The following is an 18,395-nucleotide window of genomic DNA, read 5'->3' on the forward strand; positions in this document are numbered from 1 at the left end:
CCAGCCCTTTCCCGTGCGTTCCCAACATCGCTGTCAACCGGTGATCAGGGTGTTGCGCCGGCGCCGCCGAGGCCGCCGTCGCCGCCGAACCCTGGCTCCGTGCCTGAGTTGGGCTGGCCGGCCTGCCCTTTGCCGCCGGCGCCGCCGGCCTTGGCGCCGCTGTTGCCGCCGTTGCCGCCGTCACCGCCGTCACCGCCGTCACCGCCGAGGCCGGTCGCGCTCTGAGTGCCGCCGCCAATGCCGCCCTGGCCACCCTTACCGCCGTTGCCACCGAAGCCGCCGTCCGGGGCGTTGCCTCCGCCACCGCCCGCGCCGCCAAGGCCGCCGTTGCCGCCGGTGGAGCCGCCGCCATTGCCGCCCTGCCCACCGAGGCCGCCCTGGCCGCCGGCACCGGCAAAGACGCCGTCGCCGCCCCGGCCGCCGACACCGCCGTTGCCGCCGCCACCGGCCACGGTGCCGACGGTACCGCCGCCGTTGGGGCCGCCCTGACCGCCGTCGCCGCCGAAGCCGCCCTTGCCGCCGAAAAAGCCGCTGCCGCCGGCGCCGCCGGCGCCGCCGCCACCGCCGCTGCCGCCTTGGGTGACGGAGCTGTTGCCGCCGACGCCGTCACCGCCGTGGCCACCGTCGCCGCCCTTGCCGCCCTCGCCGGAGCTAAGGCTGCCGTTTCCGCCGGCGCCGCCAGCGCCACCGGCCCCACCGGAACCGCCGACGATGCCGCTGTTGGCGCCGATCGAGCCCCCGTTGCCGCCGGCACCGCCGTTGCCGCCCTTGCCGCCGTCGCCACCTGAGCCGTTGGGGTTGCTGCCACCGGCGCCGCCCTTGCCGCCGTTGCCGCCGGGGGCGCCCGTGACCCCGATGGAGGCGGGGCCGCTGGTAGCGCCGAAGCTCCCATCACCGCCATTGCCACCGGCGCCGCCCTTGCCGCCTGAGCCGGTGGCGTTACCCCCGGCGCCACCGTTGCCGCCGGAGCCGCCGGCGCCGCCGCGGCTGCCGCTGCCCGGGTTGGTGGCAGGCCCACCGTGGTCACCGTTGCCCCCGTCGCCGCCCTTGCCGCCAAGCACGACGCCGGTGCCGCCGGCGCCGCCGTTGCCGCCGTTGCCGCCGGCGCCGCCGCCAATGCCGCTGCCGCTGCCCCCGGTGCCACCGAACCCACCCTGGCCACCTGCGCCGCCGGCGCCGCCCGTGTCGCCGCTGCCGCCGGCGCCGCCGTGGCCGCCGTTACCGGCGTTGCCACCGCGAGCGTTGCCGTTGCTGGAACCGCCGTTGGCGCCAGCGCCGCCCTTGCCGCCCGCGCCGCCGGTGGAGCCAGGGCCGACACCGTCGCCGCCCTTGCCGCCATTGCCGCCTGAGCCGGCGTTGCCGGCATCGCCACCGCCACCGTTGCCGCCGGCACCGCCGTTGCCACCGGCACCACCGGCGCCGCCGTTGCCGGCCGAGCCAGCGCCGCCGTTGCCACCGGCACCACCGCTGCCGCCGTGGGCCGCCGGACTGGCCTGTGCTCAGGCTGCCCCCGCCAGCACCGGCGCCGCCGTTGCCGCCGGCCGCGCCGGCGCCGCCCGTGGTGCCGCTGCCACCGCTGCCGCCGCTGCCGCCGTGGCCGGCGGCGCTGGAAGTGCCGCCGCCGTTGCCGCCGGCGCCGGCGGCACCACCGGCCAAGCCCGCGACGCCGGTGCTGTTGCCGGAGTTGCCGCCGTTGCCGCCGTTGCCGCCGTCGCCGCCGGTGGCACCGCCGCCGTGGCCGCCGTTGCCGGCGCTGCCGCCGGCACCGCCCTGGCCGCCGGCGCCCGCGGAGCCGTTGCCGCCGTTGCCGCCATTGCCGCCGTTGCCGCCGTGGCCGGCGGTGACGTTGACGACGCCTGAGCCGCTGGCGGCACCGCTGCTGCCGTTGCCGCCCTTGCCGCCGGCGCCGCCCGTCGTGCCGTCGCCGCCGTGGCCGCCGTTGCCGCCGTTGCCGCCGTCGCCGCCCACAGCGTTGCCGAAGGACACGCCGGCGACACCCGCGTTGCCGCCGGCCCCGCCAGCACCGCCCGCGCCGTTGAGGCCAGTGCCCCCATTACCGCCGGCACCACCGGAGCCGGCGTTGCCGGTGGTCGTGCTTTTGCTGCTACCGCCGTTACCGCCAGCGCCACCGGCCCCTCCGGCACCGCCCGCGTCGGTGCCGATACCGCCATTGCCGCCCGCGCCGCCGGAGCCGGCGTCACCGCCCAAACCGACGTTCCCGCCGTCGCCGCCGTTGCCGCCCTTGCCGCCGGCGCCGCCGTCGCCGCCCGTGGTGCTGACGCCGCCGTTGCCGCCGGCGCCGCCGTTGCCGCCGAGGCCGCCATTGCCTTCGGGGCCTCCCGGACCGCCGTAGCCGCCGTTGCCGCCGGCGCCGCCAAACCCAGTCTCGGAGACGCCGCCGTTGCCGCCGAGGCCGCCGTTGCCGCCTAAGGAAATGCCGCCACCGCCGTCGCCGCCGCTACCGCCGTTGCCGCCTGTGCGCCCTTCCCCGCCGATGCCGCCCTGGCCGCCGAAGCCGCCGACCCCGCCGGCACCGCCGTCCCCGCCGGCGCCGCCGACACCGCCAACACCGCTAGCAAAGTCGCCCGCGCCGCCGGGACCGCCGGCGCCGCCTGGGCCACCCAACCCGGTGCTAGCGAAGCCGCCGGCACCGCCATTGCCGCCAGCGCCGCCCGTTGTCGCGGCGACGTCAACGGCGCCGCCACCGCCGGCGCCGCCGAAGCCGCCGAGGCCGCCGTTGATCATGCCGGCACCGCCATTGCCGCCGTTACCGCCTTTGCCGCCCGTGCCGAAGAAGCCGGCCTGGTTCAGCGCCCCACCGCCGTTGCCGCCGTTGCCGGCGTCACCGCCGTTGAGGCCGGAGCCGCCGTTGCCGCCGTTGCCGCCGGCCGCGCCGCTCCCGTTGCCGGCGGTGCCGCCCTTGCCGCCGTTGCCGCCATTGCCGCCGTTACCGCCGTTGGGGGTGATGCCGTCGGTGCCGTCCAAGCCCGTCAAGGAGCCGGTGCCGGCCTTGCCTCCGGTGCCGCCGACGCCGGCGTTGCCGCCGTTGCCGCCGTTGCCGCCGGTACCGGGGTTTCCTACGGTGCCGCCGCCCGGCAGCATGGCCCCGCTGTTTAGGCCGTTTTCGCCGGCCCCGCCGTCACCGGCTTTGCCGCCATCGCCGCCGTTGCCGCCGTCGCCGCCGGTGCCCGTGGCGCCGTCGGTGTACCCGGCCGCCTGCGCCTTGCCGCCCGCGCCGCCATTGCCGCCGGCGCCGCCGTCGCCACCGTTACCACCGCTACCGCCGTTCTCGCCGTTTGCGCCGTTAGCATTGGGGCCGGCGCCGTCGGCGCCTCTCTCGCCGGCGCCGCCGATGCCACCCTGGCCGCCGTTACCACCCTTACCACCGTTGCCGCCGTGGCCGGCCAGTGTTCCGCCGGCGCCGCCCGCCCCGCCGTTGCCGCCAGCCCCACCGTCGGTGCCCGAGGTGCCGGAATCACCGCTGGTAGGGCCCGGCGTACCGGCTTGGCCGGCCGCGCCGTTGCCGCCGGCCCCGCCATTGCCGCCATTGCCGACATTCCCGCCGCTGCCGCCCTTGCCGCCGTCACCGCCGTTGCCGCCCGCGACGGTGGGGCTGGCGCCGTTGCCGCCGTTGCCGCCGTCACCGCCGCTGGTGGGTGCGGTGCCATCGGCGCCGGTCGCACCCTTCATGGCTGGAATGGCGCCCTTGCCGCCGGCCCCACCCTGGCCGGCAACGCCCACATTGCCGCCGTTGCCGCCGGCACCGCCGTTGCCGGCCTTAGCGAACGTGGCGAAGGCGTCACCACCCTTGCCGCCGATGCCGCCGTTGCCGCCGTTGCCGCCCTGTCCGCCATTCGCGCCATTGGCGGACGCGGAGAAGTCTTGGCCGTTGGCTCCGGCGCCCCCGTTGCCGCCCTTGCCGCCGTCCCCGCCCGTGCCGGCCGCCGATCCGCCGTTGCCGCCGATGCCGCCGTTGCCGCCGTTGCCGCCGTTGAGGGCAAGGCCGGTGCCGGCGACGCCATTTCCGCCGGCACCACCCGCACCGCCGTTACCGACCGACCCGCCATGGCCGCCGTTACCACCGGCGCCGCCGTTTTCTCCCGCGACGGTGGGGGTGGCGCCGGCACCTCCGTTGCCACCGTTGCCGCCGCTGGTGGGCGCGGTGCCGTTCGCCCCGGCCGAACCGTTCAGGGCCGGGTTCGCGCTAACACCGCCGGCCCCACCCTTGCCGCCAACGCCCACTTCACCGCCGTTGCCGCCGTCACCGCCGGCACCCTGGTTGACGGCCAAGGTCACATCACCGGCGGCACCGGCTCCGCCATCACCGGCCTTGCCGCCGTCACCGCCCTTGCCGCCGTTGCCGCCCATACCGCCATCGGCACCGGGCGAACCCAAGGTGGCGGCGTCGAATCCGTTTCCGCCGGCGCCGCCGCTACCGCCGGCACCGCCCTTGCCGCCGACGCCGCCGTCGCCGTGCTGGGCGCCGCCATTTCCGCCATTACCGCCGTGGCCCCCGGCGCCGCCATTGGTGCCGTTACCGCCCGTCGGTTGTAAGGCGGTACCGGTAGCGCCGGTGGAACCCGCATGACCGGCACCGCCGGCGCCGCCGGTGCCGCCGTTGCCGACCAACCCGCCATGACCGCCATTACCGCCGGCCCCGCCGGCTTGTAGGGGTGAGTTGGCGGTGGCGCCGATGCCGCCATCGCCGCCGTTGCCGCCGCTGGTGGGGGTGGCGCCGGCGGCACCGTGCGCACCCGCCAGCAGGCCGCCGGCCCCACCGGCCCCGCCCACGCCGGGGTTGCCGCCGTGACCGCCGTTACCGCCGGCACCGTTGTTGACGGCGAAACTCGGATCGCCAGCGCCGCCCTTACCACCGTCGCCGCCGACGCCGCCGGCCCCGCCGGCCCCGCCGTTGCCAACCAATAACCCGCCGCGCCCGCCGTTGCCGCCGGTTCCGCCGTTGCCGCCGTCGCTGCCGTCGCCGCCGTTGAGGCCGGCGGCACCCGGCAGGCCCGCGGCCCCGGCCCCCCCGGCGCCGCCGTTCCCGAACAGCCCGGCGTCGCCACCGTTGCCGCCTATACCTCCGATGCCGCCGATCCCGCCGGCGCCGCCGTTGCCGTAGACAAATCCGCCGGACCCGCCGACGCCACCATTGGTGCCGGCGCCGCCGGACCCGCCGGCCCCGAACAACCAGGCGTTGCCGCCGGCACCACCGTTAGCGCCGGTCCCGCCGGCCCCGCCGGCCCCGCCGTTGCCGTTCAACCACCCGCCGGATCCGCCGACACCGCCGGCAGCGCCGGCCCCGCCGGACCCGCCGGACCCGCCGTTGCCGAACAACCCGGCCGCGCCGCCGGGCCCACCGACTTGACCGGCCGCCCCCGAACCGCCGTTACCGCCATTACCCCACAACAACCCCCCGGCCCCACCGGGCTGCCCGGTCCCCGGCGCCCCGTGAACGCCATCACCGATCAGCGGGCGCCCCAACCACAGCTGTGTGGGCGCGTTGATCGCACCCAACACTTGCTGCTCCAGCGCCTGCAGCGGTGATGCATTCGCCGCCTCGGCAGTCGCATACGCGCTGCCAGCCGCGGTCAGCGAGCGCACAAACTGCTCATGAAACGTCGCCACCCGGGCGCTCAACGCCTGGTACTCCTGCGCGTGGGTACCAAACAACGCCGCGATCGCCGCCGACACCTCATCACCGGCGGCCGCCAACACCTGCGTCGTCGGGCCCGCTGCCGCCGCATTCGCCGCGCTGATGGCCTGCCCAATCCCGGTCAAGTCCGCCGCGGCCGCCGCCACCAGCTCCGGCGCCACCATCAGCGACATGACCATTCCTCCAACACCAATGGCGCGTACAGCCGGCTCGCGCGAGCCTTGACCGCCGGCGGCAACCCGAGCGATCCCATGGCCCTAGGCGGTTCTCGGGCGAACGCCACGTTTAGCGGATCGATTCACCCGGTCGTTGCGTTGCGGCGCAGCAATAGACATCTCGAAGCACTCCGGCTGCCAATCTCGTCGCGTTTATTCTGCTCGTGACCAGCGCAGGAAAGGGGGGGATTACGAAAGTCTTCGGGATCTCAGTGCACAGTGCACACATGTTTAACCAATCACCGTGGCATAACGCACACCAAAGGCCGAGAGCGCGGAAAACGCAGAACATCAATTGGATCGGTTGCTAGCTTTGCCGCACCGTGGTCAGCCGCGCCAGGATCGGTCGGCAATGGCACCACCGGAGCAGGCGAAAGGTACCCGGTTCTAGCCCGTCCCCAACGGGTCAATGGTGGATGCGATATAGACCATGGCCGCCGCGACCGTCACGGTCGTCACGAAATCGATCCCCTTGCTGCGCACCACCAACAGGCCGGCCCGTTCCTCGGACAACACCAACCGCAGCACCGCCGCCACCCCAACGCCGATACCGATCAGCAGCGCACCACGGCGCCAGAAGTTGACCCCCGCCAGGATCGGCCACTGGGCGCCAACAGTGCGCCGCAAAACGGCCCTCACGGTCATCGCCGCTCAGCCAGCTCCACGACACTTGTCAGCAAGGACGCCCGGGGCGAAGGGCGTTCGCCAAGTCTGTAGATGAGCTGCGGGAGATGGCCGACGGCGAGGGTTGAGAAGCGTCAACTTCGATCGTGATGCCTGGGAGGACTTCTTATTTCATACGCGATCGGTGATGCCGCCCTGAAGCCGAGGTCGACGGCAGCGCGGAGACGTTCGAGAAGACGTCGCGGTGAGGTCAATCCCGGTGTGACCAACGGCCGGTTACGGCCCGGTGCCCGCGAACAGCAGGCCCGACAGCTGCTGGCCGACGTTCATAAAGCCCGAGACGAAGGCCGATGTGACCAGGCCAAGCGTGCCCGTGTTGTACACGCCCGAGATGCCCGCGCCACGGTTGAGGATGCCGGAGAGCTGGGTGCCGAAATTGGCGAAGCCCGACGCCGACCCGAGCAGCGGATCCGAGATCGCGTTGAGCACCCCCGACATGCCCGACCCGGAGTTGGAGAAGCCGGACCCGCCACCACCGCCGGTGTTGAAGAAGCCCGACGACGGCGCGGTGGTGTCGTTGCCAAAGCCCGGTGCTCCGCCGAACCCGAAAATCGGGAGGCTGACGGGGCCGATGGTGGTGCTGGCGTGTAACTCCACCGGGATCCGGTCGATAACGACCGTCGGGAGATCAAAGGGTGGGGTGCCGCCGGACAAACCGAGGCCCAGCGGGAGTTGGGGAATCAGGGTGCCGCCCGGGATGGTGAAGCCCGGAATGGTCAGCGACAGCGGCAGGCCGATGTGGATGGGTCCGGTGGGAATGGTGAATCCGGGGAAGTGCAGTGTCGTCGGGTTCAAGTTGATGGGTGCCACGGTGAATGGTTGAAGTATGGAGACCTCGCCCCCGGGCATGCCGTCGGGTCCGACCGCGAAGAATGAAAAGCTGGGTCTGACCTTGAATCCGGAGCTGCTTCCGGACGTCATCCTGATCTCCGAGACGGCAGCATCCAAACTTAGGCCAGGGATGGTGAGGGTGATGGGGTCCACGGTGATAGGGCCGACGTCGAAGGTGGGATCGATGCCCAGGTGGATCGAGGGGATGGCGATGTTCGGGATGCTGATCGGCCCGATGTGGCCGATCGCGGCGAAGCCCAACGGGATGGACGGGATGTGGATGGGCGGAATGATGGTGGCGGGGCCGATGTCGCCGGTGACGTCGGCGCCCACCGCGGGGAACAGCGGAATGGGGTACCCGAAGGAGAAGCCGGCCAAGCCCTCGTAATTGCCCCGCCATAAGATGCCGTTGCTAAAGTTGCCCGTGATGAGGGCGCCGGTGTTGACATTGCCCGCGTTGGCGACGCCGGTGTTGGCGTTACCGGTGTTGAACCAGCCGGTGTTGGTGCTGCCTGGGTTGAAGCCACCGGTGTTGGTGTCACCAGCATTGAAGCTGCCCGTGTTGTACGACCCGGCGTTTGCCACACCGGTGTTGAAGCCGCCGGCGTTGACCAACCCGGTGCTGGCCACCCCGGAGTTGCCGATACCGGTGTTGTAGCTGCCGGAGTTGAACAACCCGAAGTTGGCAGTCCCGGAGTTGAAGAAGCCGATATTGCCTGTGCCGGAGTTGAACAGGCCAATGTTGCCAGTGCCGGAGTTCAAGCCGCCGATGCCGGACTGGTTGTCGCCGGTGAGCCCGATCCCGAGGTTGTTGGTGCCGGTGTTGCCAAACCCGATGTTGCCCAGGCCCATGTTGGCCCAGCCGACGTTGCCGCTGCCGGCGTTGCCCAGCCCGATATTGCCCATGCCGGCCAGGCCCGCCGCCAGACCCGAATTCCCGAACCCGAAGTTGGCATCGCCGATATTGCCGAACCCGACGTTGCCGCCGCCGATGTTGCCGAAGCCCAGGTTCACGTCGCCAATGTTGCCGAATCCCAGGTTCACGTCGCCAATGTTGGCCGCACCCAGGTTGAGGTTGCCGATGTTGCCGAGGCCGACGTTGCCGTTGCCGACGTTAGCCAACCCGATGTTGACGATGGTGATGGGGTTTTGCCCCACGTTGGAGGCCAACAAGCCCGACAGGTGATCACCGACGTTGCCCAGGCCCGACACCAACGCCGGCGTCCCAAGCGGCAGCGTGCTGGTGTTGTAGATCCCCGACAGCCCCGAACCGAGGTTGAGCACGCCGGAGTGCAGTGTGCCGACGTTGGCAATACCCGAACCCGCGCCTGCCAAAGCGGTGTGCGCCTGGTTCCACCACCCCGACATGTTCGCGCCGAAGTTGCCGAAACCCGAGCCCCCGCCCGCCCCGGTGTTGAAGAAGCCCGACGACGGAACGGTGGTGGTGTTCCCAATGCCCGGGGTGGGCGGGATGTTGATCAGCGGGATGTCGCCGGCGATGACGTAGAGTTCGCCGTCGGCGTTCGCCGGGATCTCCGGGAACGTGATCGCCGGAATGGTGGCGCCGGGGGTGCCGACGAACACATCCAGGTTCAGCAGCGAGTTCGCCGGGAACGTCAGACCACCGGGGAACAGGGTGATCGCGTCGATGCTGCCCGGCACCTGGAAACCCAACGGGATCTGGTGAATATTGAGCGCCGGGGTGTTGAACGCCTGAGATGCCGCATTGAAGACGGCATGCACCGGGCCGGTCGTGCTGAGCGTCGGGATTCCCGAGATGATATTGCCGCCGACGAACAGGTCACCGGCGTTGTAGATTCTGCCGACCGAGTACCACGTTGGGCCGATCGCACCGGATGACGTCCAGACGATAAACGGCTCTATTTCGCTGGTCGCCCCGACCGACGCGGCCATATCGAGGACCGCTCGTGCGGCGGTCAGGGCGGGAATGGTGACCGAGGGGACCGCGATGGGGCCGAAGCCGACGCTTCCGGTGACGTTCGGATTGAGGGCGGGAATATCGATTTGCGGGATGGTGAAGGCGCCCATCGCCGCGTTGCCGGTCAGGTGCGCGTTGATCGCCAGAACCGGGATGGGCGGGACGACCACCGGGCCGAAGGCCCCGGTGAAATGCGCGTCCAGGATGGTGATCCGGGGAACGTCGAGGCTGTAGGAATAGCTGAATAGGCCTTCGTAGTTGCCCCGCCACAGGATGCCGTTGCTGAAGTTGCCCGACATGAGGGCGCCGGTGTCGACATTGCCCGAGTTCGCGATGCCGGTGTTGGCGTTACCGGTGTTGAACCAGCCGGTGTTGATGCTGCCCGGGTTGAAGCCACCGGTGTTGGTGTCACCGACATTGAAGCTGCCCGTGTTGTACGACCCGGCGTTGGCCAGACCCGTAGTGAAACCACCGGCATTGAAAAGCCCAGTACTGCCCGTTCCGCTATTACCGATGCCGGTGTTGAAGCTGCCCGAGTTGAACAACCCCCAGTTTCCGGTCCCGGAGTTGAAGAACCCGATGTTGCCGGTGCCGGAGTTGAACAGGCCAATGTTGCCGGCACCGGAGTTCAAGCCGCCGATGCCGGTCTGGTTGTCGCCGGTCAGCCCAATCCCGAGGTTGTTGGTGCCGGTGTTGGCGAACCCGATGTTGCCCACACCCATGTTGGCCAGGCCAACGTTGGTGCTGCCCGCATTGCCCAACCCGATATTGCCGATGCCGAGCGCCGCCCCCAGGCCCGAATTGCCAAACCCGACGTTGCCGTGGCCGATATTGCCGAAGCCGACGTTGGCGTTCCCGATATTGCCCAACCCTAGGTTGAGGTCGCCGAGGTTGGCCGCGCCCAGGTTGAAGTCCCCAACGTTGCCCAACCCGAGGTTGTAGTTGCCGACATCGGCCAACCCGAGGTTGATGATGGGGCTTTGGGTCAACGCCGTCCCGGCCGCCAACACCCCCGACAGCTGCTGGCCCACGTTGCCGGCACCCGACACCAGCGCCGGCGTCCCCAAACCCACGATAGCGGTGTTGTACAGCCCCGATATCCCCGAGCCGACGTTCAGCACACCCGAGTTCAGCGTGCCAACGTTGAGAACGCCCGAGCCCGCGCCCGCCAACGCGGCATGCGCCTGGTTCCACCAGCCTGAGCTGCCGGCCCCGAAGTTGCCGAAACCCGACACCCCGCCCGCGCCGGAGTTGAAGAAACCCGACGACGGGGTGGCGGTCGCGTTCCCGAAGCCGGGCGTCGGCGGAACGATGATGATCGGAACGCTGCTGTCCGGCACGCTGATGTTGAGGGCCAGGCTCAGTGGCAGCGGATCGATCGTGAAACCACCCGGGAATATCGTGATCGGATCCAGCACGCCGGACGCATCGATGGTCAACGGGATCGCATTTTGCGGGATGTTGAGGCCACCGGGGAACAGCGTGAAGGCCGGAAGACCGCCCGACACATCGATCTTGAGCGGGATAGGCGATGTCGTGATCGTTGGGATGGTGACGGTTGGGAGGGTTAGTGCGAGGCTACCGGTGGTTGCGCTGCTGGGACCGGTATGGATCAGGATGCCCTGAGTGGGTGCGGTGACAAAGCCACCACTCATTCCGGTTGAGTTGGACGCCCCAACGATCCAGTTGTCGCCGAGCGCATTCACGAACAGCAACGGAAGTCTGAAGGGCGGCGGGGCGGGGGCCGGGGGCGTGTCGAGCGGAATCGTGTAGGTCTGACCGCCGATCGTCATGCTCGGCAGGAAGACGATGGGCGGGATGACCATCGTTTCGTGGATGTCCAGCACCACTGCGGGGACATCGATGGGCTCGATCCTGAAGGGCCCGATGTTGACGAGTTCGTGGATGTCGAACAGCGACATGCCGGGAATATCGATCTGATCGATGTGGACGGGACCGAGGTTGAGGGTTTCGTTGATGTCCACCAGGGTGCTGCCGGTGATTTCGATGCTGTAGGAGAAGCCGACCAGCCCGTGGTGATCACCGGTCCACAGCGCGCCGTTGTTGAAGCTGCCGGAGTTGAACGCGCCGGTGTTGACATTGCCCGTGTTGAAGCCGCCGGTGTTGGTGTGGCCGGCGTTGAACCAGCCGGTGTTGACATTGCCAGGGTTGAAGCCGCCGGTGTTGGTGTTGCCCGCGTTGAGGCTGCCGGTGTTGTAACTACCGGCATTGGCCAGACCCGTGTTGAAACTCCCGGCATTGAAAAGCCCGGTACTGCCCGTTCCGCTGTTACCGATGCCGGTGTTGTAGCTGCCCGAGTTGAACAACCCCCAGTTTCCGGTCCCGGTGTTGAAGAACCCGATGTTGCCGGTGCCGGAGTTGAACAACCCCAGGTTGCCGGCACCGGAGTTCAGGCCGCCGAACCCGGTCTGGTTGTCGCCGGTCAGCCCGATCCCGAGGTTGTTGGTGCCGGTATTGCCGAACCCGATGTTGCCCAGGCCCATGTTGCCGAAGCCGACGTTGTTGCTGCCGGCGTTGCCCAACCCGATGTTGCCGATCCCCGGCAGCGCCCCCAGGCCCGAGTTGCCGAACCCGACATTGCCGTGGCCGAGGTTGCCGAACCCGACGTTGCCGTCCCCGAGGTTGCCCAACCCCAGGTTCTGCCCGCCGAGGTTGCCACCGCCGAGGTTGAGGTTGCCGAGGTTGCCCGCGCCCAGGTTGACGTCGCCGACGTTGGCGAAGCCGAGGTTGTAGCTGCCGACGTTGCCCAGGTTGACGATGTTCAGCGGATTCAGGTGCCGCAGCTCGGCGATCGCCGCGTCGATGATGCTCGGCTGCCCGGAGCCGCCCGACCCGCCGCTGGTCAGCATCGCCAGCAGGCCATCGATGGACACCCCCGACACGTGGTTGCCCAGGTTGCCGAAACCCGAGATCACCGCCGGCGCGGAGCCCAGCGTGCTCACGTTGAACATGCCCGAGATGTCGACGCCGGAGTTCAGCACACCGGATGCCAGGCTGCCGGCATTGCCCAGGCCGGAGAGCGTCCCCACCATCGGACTCGAGGCCTGGTTCAGCAAGCCGGACACCCCCGCGCCGAAGTTGGCGATGCCCGAGCCGCCACCGCCGCCGGTGTTGAAGAAGCCCGACGACGGCAGCTCGGTCGAGTTGCCAAAGCCCGGCAGCGCCGGAATGTCGATGATCGAGATGTTGATGGGTCCGGCGCTGCTGAGAACGTCGAAGTTCAGCGGAATCGGGTCGATCCTGGTGCCGGTGATGGTGACCGCCGGAATGTCGACGGACACATCGATCGGCACGACCTCCGACATCGAAATTCCGTTGATAGTGGAGGCCGGGATGTCGATCGGCGGAATGTCGATGGGTATGGATTGGCTGAACGAGATTGCCGGCAATTCGATGGCGTCGATGGTCTGCTGCAGCGGCAGGGCCAATCCGCCCAGCGTTGCCGAAGTAAGGGGTATGGCGACCTGTATCTGAACCGAGATTGTGGGATCGGGAAATTCATTTGGGAACGCGTCGTGGAGGAACTGAAGCTTGAGGTTAACGTTGAACGGATTGAGCTGGACGTTTGAGACGGTGATCGGGCCGAACCTGAATTGTCCGGTAATGCCCAGCGCAGAAAGCAGGGTGGTGGCCGGGGCGGTGAAGCCGGCGTCGGCGGCACCGTCGAAGTCGATGTGGATTGCCGGAATGGGGATGTCCGGCACGGCGAAGCCGTAGTTCGCTTGTCCCGTGAGGCCCAGGTGGATGGGGGGAAGGATCGTGGTGTCCGGGATGATAATGGGGCCGATGCCGCCGGTTGAAGTCCAGTGGATCGGGAATTCGGGAATCGTGATGCCGACGTTCAGGCCGAACAGGCCCTCGAAGTTGCCTCGCCACAAGATGCCGTTGCTGAAGTTGCCCGACATGAGGGCGCCGGTGTCGACATTGCCCGAATTGGCGACGCCGGTGTTGGCGTTGCCGGTGTTGAACCAGCCGGTGTTGATGCTGCCCGGGTTGAAACCACCGGTGTTGGTGTCACCCACATTGAAGCTGCCCGTGTTGTACGACCCAGGGTTGGCCACACCGGTATTGAAATTACCGGCATTGAAAAGCCCAGTACTGCCCGTTCCGCCATTGCCGATGCCGGTGTTGAAGCTGCCCGAGTTGAACAACCCGAAGTTCCCGGTCCCGGAGTTGAACAACCCGACGTTGCCGGTGCCGGAGTTGAACAACCCGATGTTGCCGGCACCGGAGTTCAAGCCGCCGATCCCAGTCTGGTTGTCCCCGGTCAGCCCAATCCCGAGGTTGTTGGTGCCGGTGTTACCGAACCCGATGTTGCCCACACCCATGTTGCCGAAGCCGACGTTGCCGCTGCCGGCATTGCCCAACCCGATGTTGCCCACCCCGGCCAGGCCCGCCGCCAGACCCGCATTGCCCAACCCGAAGTTGGCATCGCCGATATTGCCGAACCCGACGTTGCCGCCGCCGACATTGCCCAAACCCACGTTCAAGTCGCCGATATTGGCCGCACCCAGGTTGAAGTCCCCGACGTTGCCGAAACCGACGTTTACGCTGCCCACATCGGCCAACCCGAGATTGATGATGAGGCTCTGGTTGAGTGCCGTCCCCGCCGAGGACAACCCCGACAGCTGCTCACCAACATTGCCGATGCCCGAGACCACCGCCGGGGTCCCCGGCGGCAACCCGCCGGTGTTGTACAGCCCCGACACACCCGAGCCGAAGTTCAGCACACCCGATCCCAGCGAACCGAAATTGGCGAAACCCGAACCCGCCCCAGCCACCTCGGTCTGCGCCTGGTTCCACCAACCCGAGCTGCCCGCACCGAAATTCCCGAAGCCCGACACCCCACCGTCGCCGGAGTTGAAGAAACCCGACGACGGAGCGGTGGTCGTGTTGCCAAAGCCCGGGGTCGCCGGGATATTAACGCCGTTGATCAGGATAGGGCCGACAGTGACGCTGGCGCCGAGGTTCAGCGGGATGCGGTCGATCGTGATCGGCGGGGTGCTGAAGCCGTCAATCTGGCCGTCTATGTCGATCGTCAGCGGCAGCGGCGCAGCGGGAATGGTGAAGCCCGGGATCGTGAATCCCAGCGTGCCGATCGACGCGCTGGCCAGCAGCGCCAGTGGATTGTTGGGAATACTGATGCCATTCGGGAAGATCGTTACTGCCGGGGTACTCCAGTTGACGGTCACCGGGAATGACTGGTTAATTCTGGTGTCGATATTAAGGTTACCTAATTGGAGGGTGACGTTGCCGGCAAGATCTTTGATTTCGATTCCTGAAATGTTGACGACCCCCAAGCCAAAGAAGGGGCCGACGGGGAAAGTCGTGTTGAAGTTCTGAGCCGGGAACAGGGTGATGGGCGAGATGGTGATGGGGCCGACGCTGATAGGTATGGCCGTACCGCCACCAAAAGCGGGGATCACGATGTCCGGAACGACCAGCGGGCCGAGGCTGAAGGTTTGGTGAATGTTGAGCGGGATGGTGGGCAAAATCTGGATCGGCAACACGGTGATGGGGCCGACGCCGCCGTTGAGCTCGAGACCAATGGGGATCGCCGGAATGGTCGATCCACCGGAGAGCCCCCACAGGCCCTCGTAGTCACCCCGCCACAGCACACCGTTGCTGAAGTTGCCCGAGATGAACGCGCCGGTGTTGACATTGCCCGAGTTGGCGATGCCGGTGTTGGTGTTGCCGGTGTTCAGCCAGCCGGTGTTGACGTTGCCCGGGTTGAAGCCACCCGTATTGGTGTTGCCCGCGTTGAAGCTGCCCGTGTTATAGCTACCCACGTTGGCCACACCCGTGTTGAACCCACCAACGTTGAACAACCCGGTACTGGCCGTCCCCGCATTACCGACACCGGTGTTGTAGCTGCCCGAGTTGAATACCCCGAAGTTGCCGGTCCCCGAATTGAAGAACCCAATGTTGCCGGTGCCGGAGTTGAACAACCCCAGATTACCGGTTCCTGAATTCAGGCCCCCAATGCCAGTCAGGTTGTCCCCGGTCAACCCGATCCCGATGTTGTTGCTACCCGTGTTGGCAAAACCGATGTTGCCCACACCCAGGTTTGCGAGGCCGTAGTTGCTGCTGCCCGCATTGCCCAACCCAATATTGCCCATGCCCGGCGGCAACCCAAGACCCGAGTTGCCGAACCCGAAGTTGGCGTTGCCGATATTGCCGAAACCGAAATTCCCGCTACCGGCGTTGGCAGCACCCAAATTCTGCGCACCGACATTGGCTGCGCCCAGGTTGAATATCCCGACATTGCCCAACCCGACGTTGTAATTACCGACATTGCCCAAGCCCGCGTTAAGCCTCAACATCTTCGCGGGTCCGGCAAATAGAGCATTGAGGAACGCGCCGACACCACCCCCCAACGCCTGCGCCGGTGGGCTGAACGCCGGCAACGCCGCGGCAGCAGCCGACGCGCCGGAATGGTAGCCGGCCATCGCCGCCACATCGGCGGCCCACATCAACTCGTACTCGGCCTCGACGGCCGCGATCGCTGCGGCGTTCTGCCCCAGCAGGTTCGACATCGCCAACGCCCGCATCGCCATCCGGTTGACCGCCACCGCCGCCGGATCCACCGTCGCCGCCAACGCCGCCTCAAACGCCGCCACCGCGGCCCGCGCCTGCCCGGCCACCGCCACGGCCTGCGCCGCCACCGAACCCAACCACCCCGCATACGGGGCCGCCGCGGCCGCCATCGCCGCCGCCGCCGCACCCTGCCACACCCCCGCCGTCAGGCCCGACGTCACCTGCCCAAACGACACCGCCGCCGACCCCAACTCCTCAGCCAGCCCATCCCACGCCGCGGCCGCCGCCAGCAACGGGCTCGACCCCGCACCCGAATACATCAGCACGGAGTTGATTTCCGGTGGCAGAACTGGAAAATTCAACCGCCCCTACCTCTGCCGCTCACGATGCGTTCACACCTCATCGTCTCACCACGACGTGGTGAGCGCGGGCACTTCGACAAACTAATCTGCAATATCCCGATCGCGTACAAACGTGCCGACATTTGCGGCGCATTAATGCCCATATCGGCTTGTATCTCTTGTAGTGCCGCTTTGACGGGGTGGTGGTCAGGTACGGTGGCCTCGGGAGAGGCTGGAGGGCTCGACGTTTTCGGCTGAGTGTCTGGGCCCGTGAAAGAGATCGTCTGCTCCAGCTTTGTCTCCTGAACTGACCCGGTTTAGGGAATTGGTGGCCAGGTTGCGGAAGTGCGCAGCATCGACGTGTACCTGGGTGAGGCATCGAATCATCGACAAGCACCGGAGCCGCGCGTGAACTCCCGCCGCGTTGTGGTCGGGGATGATGTGGGAGACCGGCCGGCAGTGCTGTGTACGAAGGTTCTCCCACCGCAACGAGTTCACGCACGACGGTCGGCTGGGTGGGCCCTGGAATACGTGAACTCTTCATCAACACAACATGATTGACGATGAAGGGGAGAACCTCCATGCACAACAACGCTAACCCGTGACTGCCGAGAATCCAGGACGGAGCAGGCGGACGCTGGTCGGAATCGACGCGGCGATCACGGCCTGTCACCACATCGCGATCCGCGATGATGTCGGTGCGAGGTCGATTCGATTCAGTGTCGAACCCACGCTGGCCGGACTGCGCACCCTCACCGACAAGCTCAGCGGTTACGACGATATCGACGCCACCGTGGAACCGACCTCGATGACGTGGCTGCCGCTCACGATCGCTGTCGAGAATGCCGGTGACACCATGCACATGGCCGGCGCGCGGCATTGCGCCCGGCTGCGGGGTGCGATCGTGGGCAAGAGCAAGTCCGACGTCATCGACGCCGAGGTTCTCACCCGCGCCAGCGAGGTGTTCGACCTGACGCCGCTGACACTGCCGACGCCCGCGCAGTTGGCGTTACGTCGATCGGTGATCCGACGTGCCGGCGCAGTGATTGACGCGAACCGGTCCTGGCGTCGGTTGATGTCGTTGGCGCGGTAGGCGTTCCCCGATGTGTGGACCGCGTTCGCCGGGTCGTTACCGACCGCGACAGCGGTGCTGGGGCGTTGGCCCGACATCCGCTTGCTGGCCGGCGCACCGACCCGCCACGTTGACCGCCGTCATCGCCGCGCACACCCGCGGTGTCGCCGACACCCCGGCCCGGCCGAGGCCATCAAGACCGCCGCAACCGGCTGGGCCGCGTTCTGGGACGGGCACCTCGACCTGGACGCACTGGCCGTCGATGTCACCGAGCATCTCAGCGACCTCACCGACGACCGATGCGCGCGTTGGTGATGCCGGTGACCAAGAAGGTGTTGATCTTGGGTGACTAGTCAATGGTGGTGGCCAGGGTGAGCAGTTCGGGGATCTGCGAGTCGATGCGCCAGGCAGGAAGCGGTGTAGGTGATGGCGCGCCAGGTGGGGGTCCCCGCCGGTGCGCACGGTCGACAGCAGGGTGCGCAGCTCCTCTTTGGCGATCCAGGCCGAGAGAATCTGCGCGCGGGGGTCGACGGCGTTGATCCGATTCCGCATTTTGGCGAAGCTTTTGTCCGACAAGCGTTCCCGGGCGGTCAGCAAGCGACGTCGGTTGGCCCACTGCGGGTCGATCTTGCGGCCGCGCCGGTCGTGGAACGCCCAGGTCACCCGGCGGCGCACCGCGGTCAGCGCGTCGTTGGCCAGCGTGGTCACATGGAAGTGGTCGACGACGAGCTTGGCGTTGGGCAGCAGCCCGGGCGTGCGGATCGCCGAGGCGTAGGCAGCGGCGGGGTCGATGGCCACCGTACTGGATGCTCTCCCGGAACTGCGGTGTGCGCGCTTGCAGCCATGCCAGCACCGCCGCGCCGCCGCGGCCTTCATGCTGCCCCATAAACCCCTGATCACCGGCCAGGTCGACGAACCCGGTATCCCACGGGTCGACCCGTACCCACCGGCCAGTCTTGGCGCAGCGCTCCCATCTGGGTTTTCCTCGCCGTGTCTGGTCAACGCCCAGCACCGGGGTGGGCAACGGCTCGGTCAATACCCGTCTCGGCGTAGGCAACAAACGCCCGATGTGCCGTCGGCCACGACACGGCGTCAGCCT

The 18,395-nt window shown here is 68.3% G+C and carries 6 protein-coding genes and 5 other annotated features; of the genes, 1 reads left to right on the top strand and 5 read right to left on the bottom strand.

Annotated features, from left to right (window positions below; all coding sequences use genetic code 11):
• Positions 1-44: 44 nt before the first annotated feature.
• The 4 genes from PE_PGRS49 to PPE55 form a co-directional block, all read right to left on the bottom strand.
• Positions 45-1,061, bottom strand: coding sequence for a PE-PGRS family protein PE_PGRS49 (PE_PGRS49, locus tag Rv3344c; RefSeq protein ID YP_177961.2), 1,017 nt, complete (start codon positions 1,059-1,061; stop codon positions 45-47).
• 157 nt (positions 1,062-1,218) lie between these two features.
• Positions 1,219-5,835 carry a PE-PGRS family protein PE_PGRS50 gene (gene PE_PGRS50 / locus Rv3345c; protein ID YP_177962.1) on the bottom strand — a complete coding sequence of 1,539 codons (4,617 nt, stop codon included), beginning with the start codon at positions 5,833-5,835 and terminating at the stop codon, positions 1,219-1,221.
• A gap of 423 nt (positions 5,836-6,258) precedes the next feature.
• Positions 6,259-6,465, top strand: a repeat region (207 bp imperfect direct repeat 1, 199/207 bp identical to second copy at 3769514..3769720).
• Complete coding sequence (locus Rv3346c; RefSeq protein ID NP_217863.1) at positions 6,259-6,516, bottom strand: transmembrane protein; 258 nt, start codon at positions 6,514-6,516, stop codon at positions 6,259-6,261. Its footprint overlaps the feature before it by 207 nt.
• Positions 6,463-6,571 (top strand) — a repeat region (109 bp imperfect direct repeat 1, 95/109 bp identical to second copy at 3769754..3769862). It overlaps the preceding gene by 54 nt.
• Positions 6,569-6,666, top strand: a repeat region (98 bp imperfect direct repeat 1, 82/98 bp identical to the second copy at 3770994..3771091). It overlaps the preceding feature by 3 nt.
• Positions 6,667-6,771: 105 nt before the next feature.
• Entirely contained in the window at positions 6,772-16,245 is a 9,474-nt protein-coding gene (gene PPE55 / locus Rv3347c) for a PPE family protein PPE55 (RefSeq protein ID YP_177963.1), read from the bottom strand.
• A 580-nt stretch (positions 16,246-16,825) separates the two neighbouring features.
• Positions 16,826-17,314 (top strand) — a mobile genetic element (IS1608', len: 489 nt. Insertion sequence IS1608'.).
• Between PPE55 and Rv3348 the strand changes: the two genes are divergently transcribed.
• The gene (locus tag Rv3348; RefSeq protein ID NP_217865.1) at positions 16,826-17,317 is read left to right on the top strand and encodes a transposase; all 492 of its coding nucleotides are present in this window, start codon (positions 16,826-16,828) and stop codon (positions 17,315-17,317) included. (Overlaps the previous feature by 489 nt.)
• Positions 17,318-17,353: 36 nt before the next feature.
• Here Rv3348 and Rv3349c read toward each other — a convergent pair whose 3' ends face one another.
• Positions 17,354-18,298 (bottom strand): transposase, encoded by a 945-nt coding sequence (locus Rv3349c; RefSeq protein NP_217866.2) that lies wholly within the window; start codon positions 18,296-18,298, stop codon positions 17,354-17,356.
• Positions 17,357-18,094, bottom strand: a mobile genetic element (IS1561', len: 738 nt. Insertion sequence IS1561'.). Its footprint overlaps the gene before it by 738 nt.
• Positions 18,299-18,395: the final 97 nt, after the last annotated feature.

Origin of the sequence: Mycobacterium tuberculosis H37Rv (assembly GCF_000195955.2) — a bacterium.
GTDB lineage: Bacteria > Actinomycetota > Actinomycetes > Mycobacteriales > Mycobacteriaceae > Mycobacterium > Mycobacterium tuberculosis.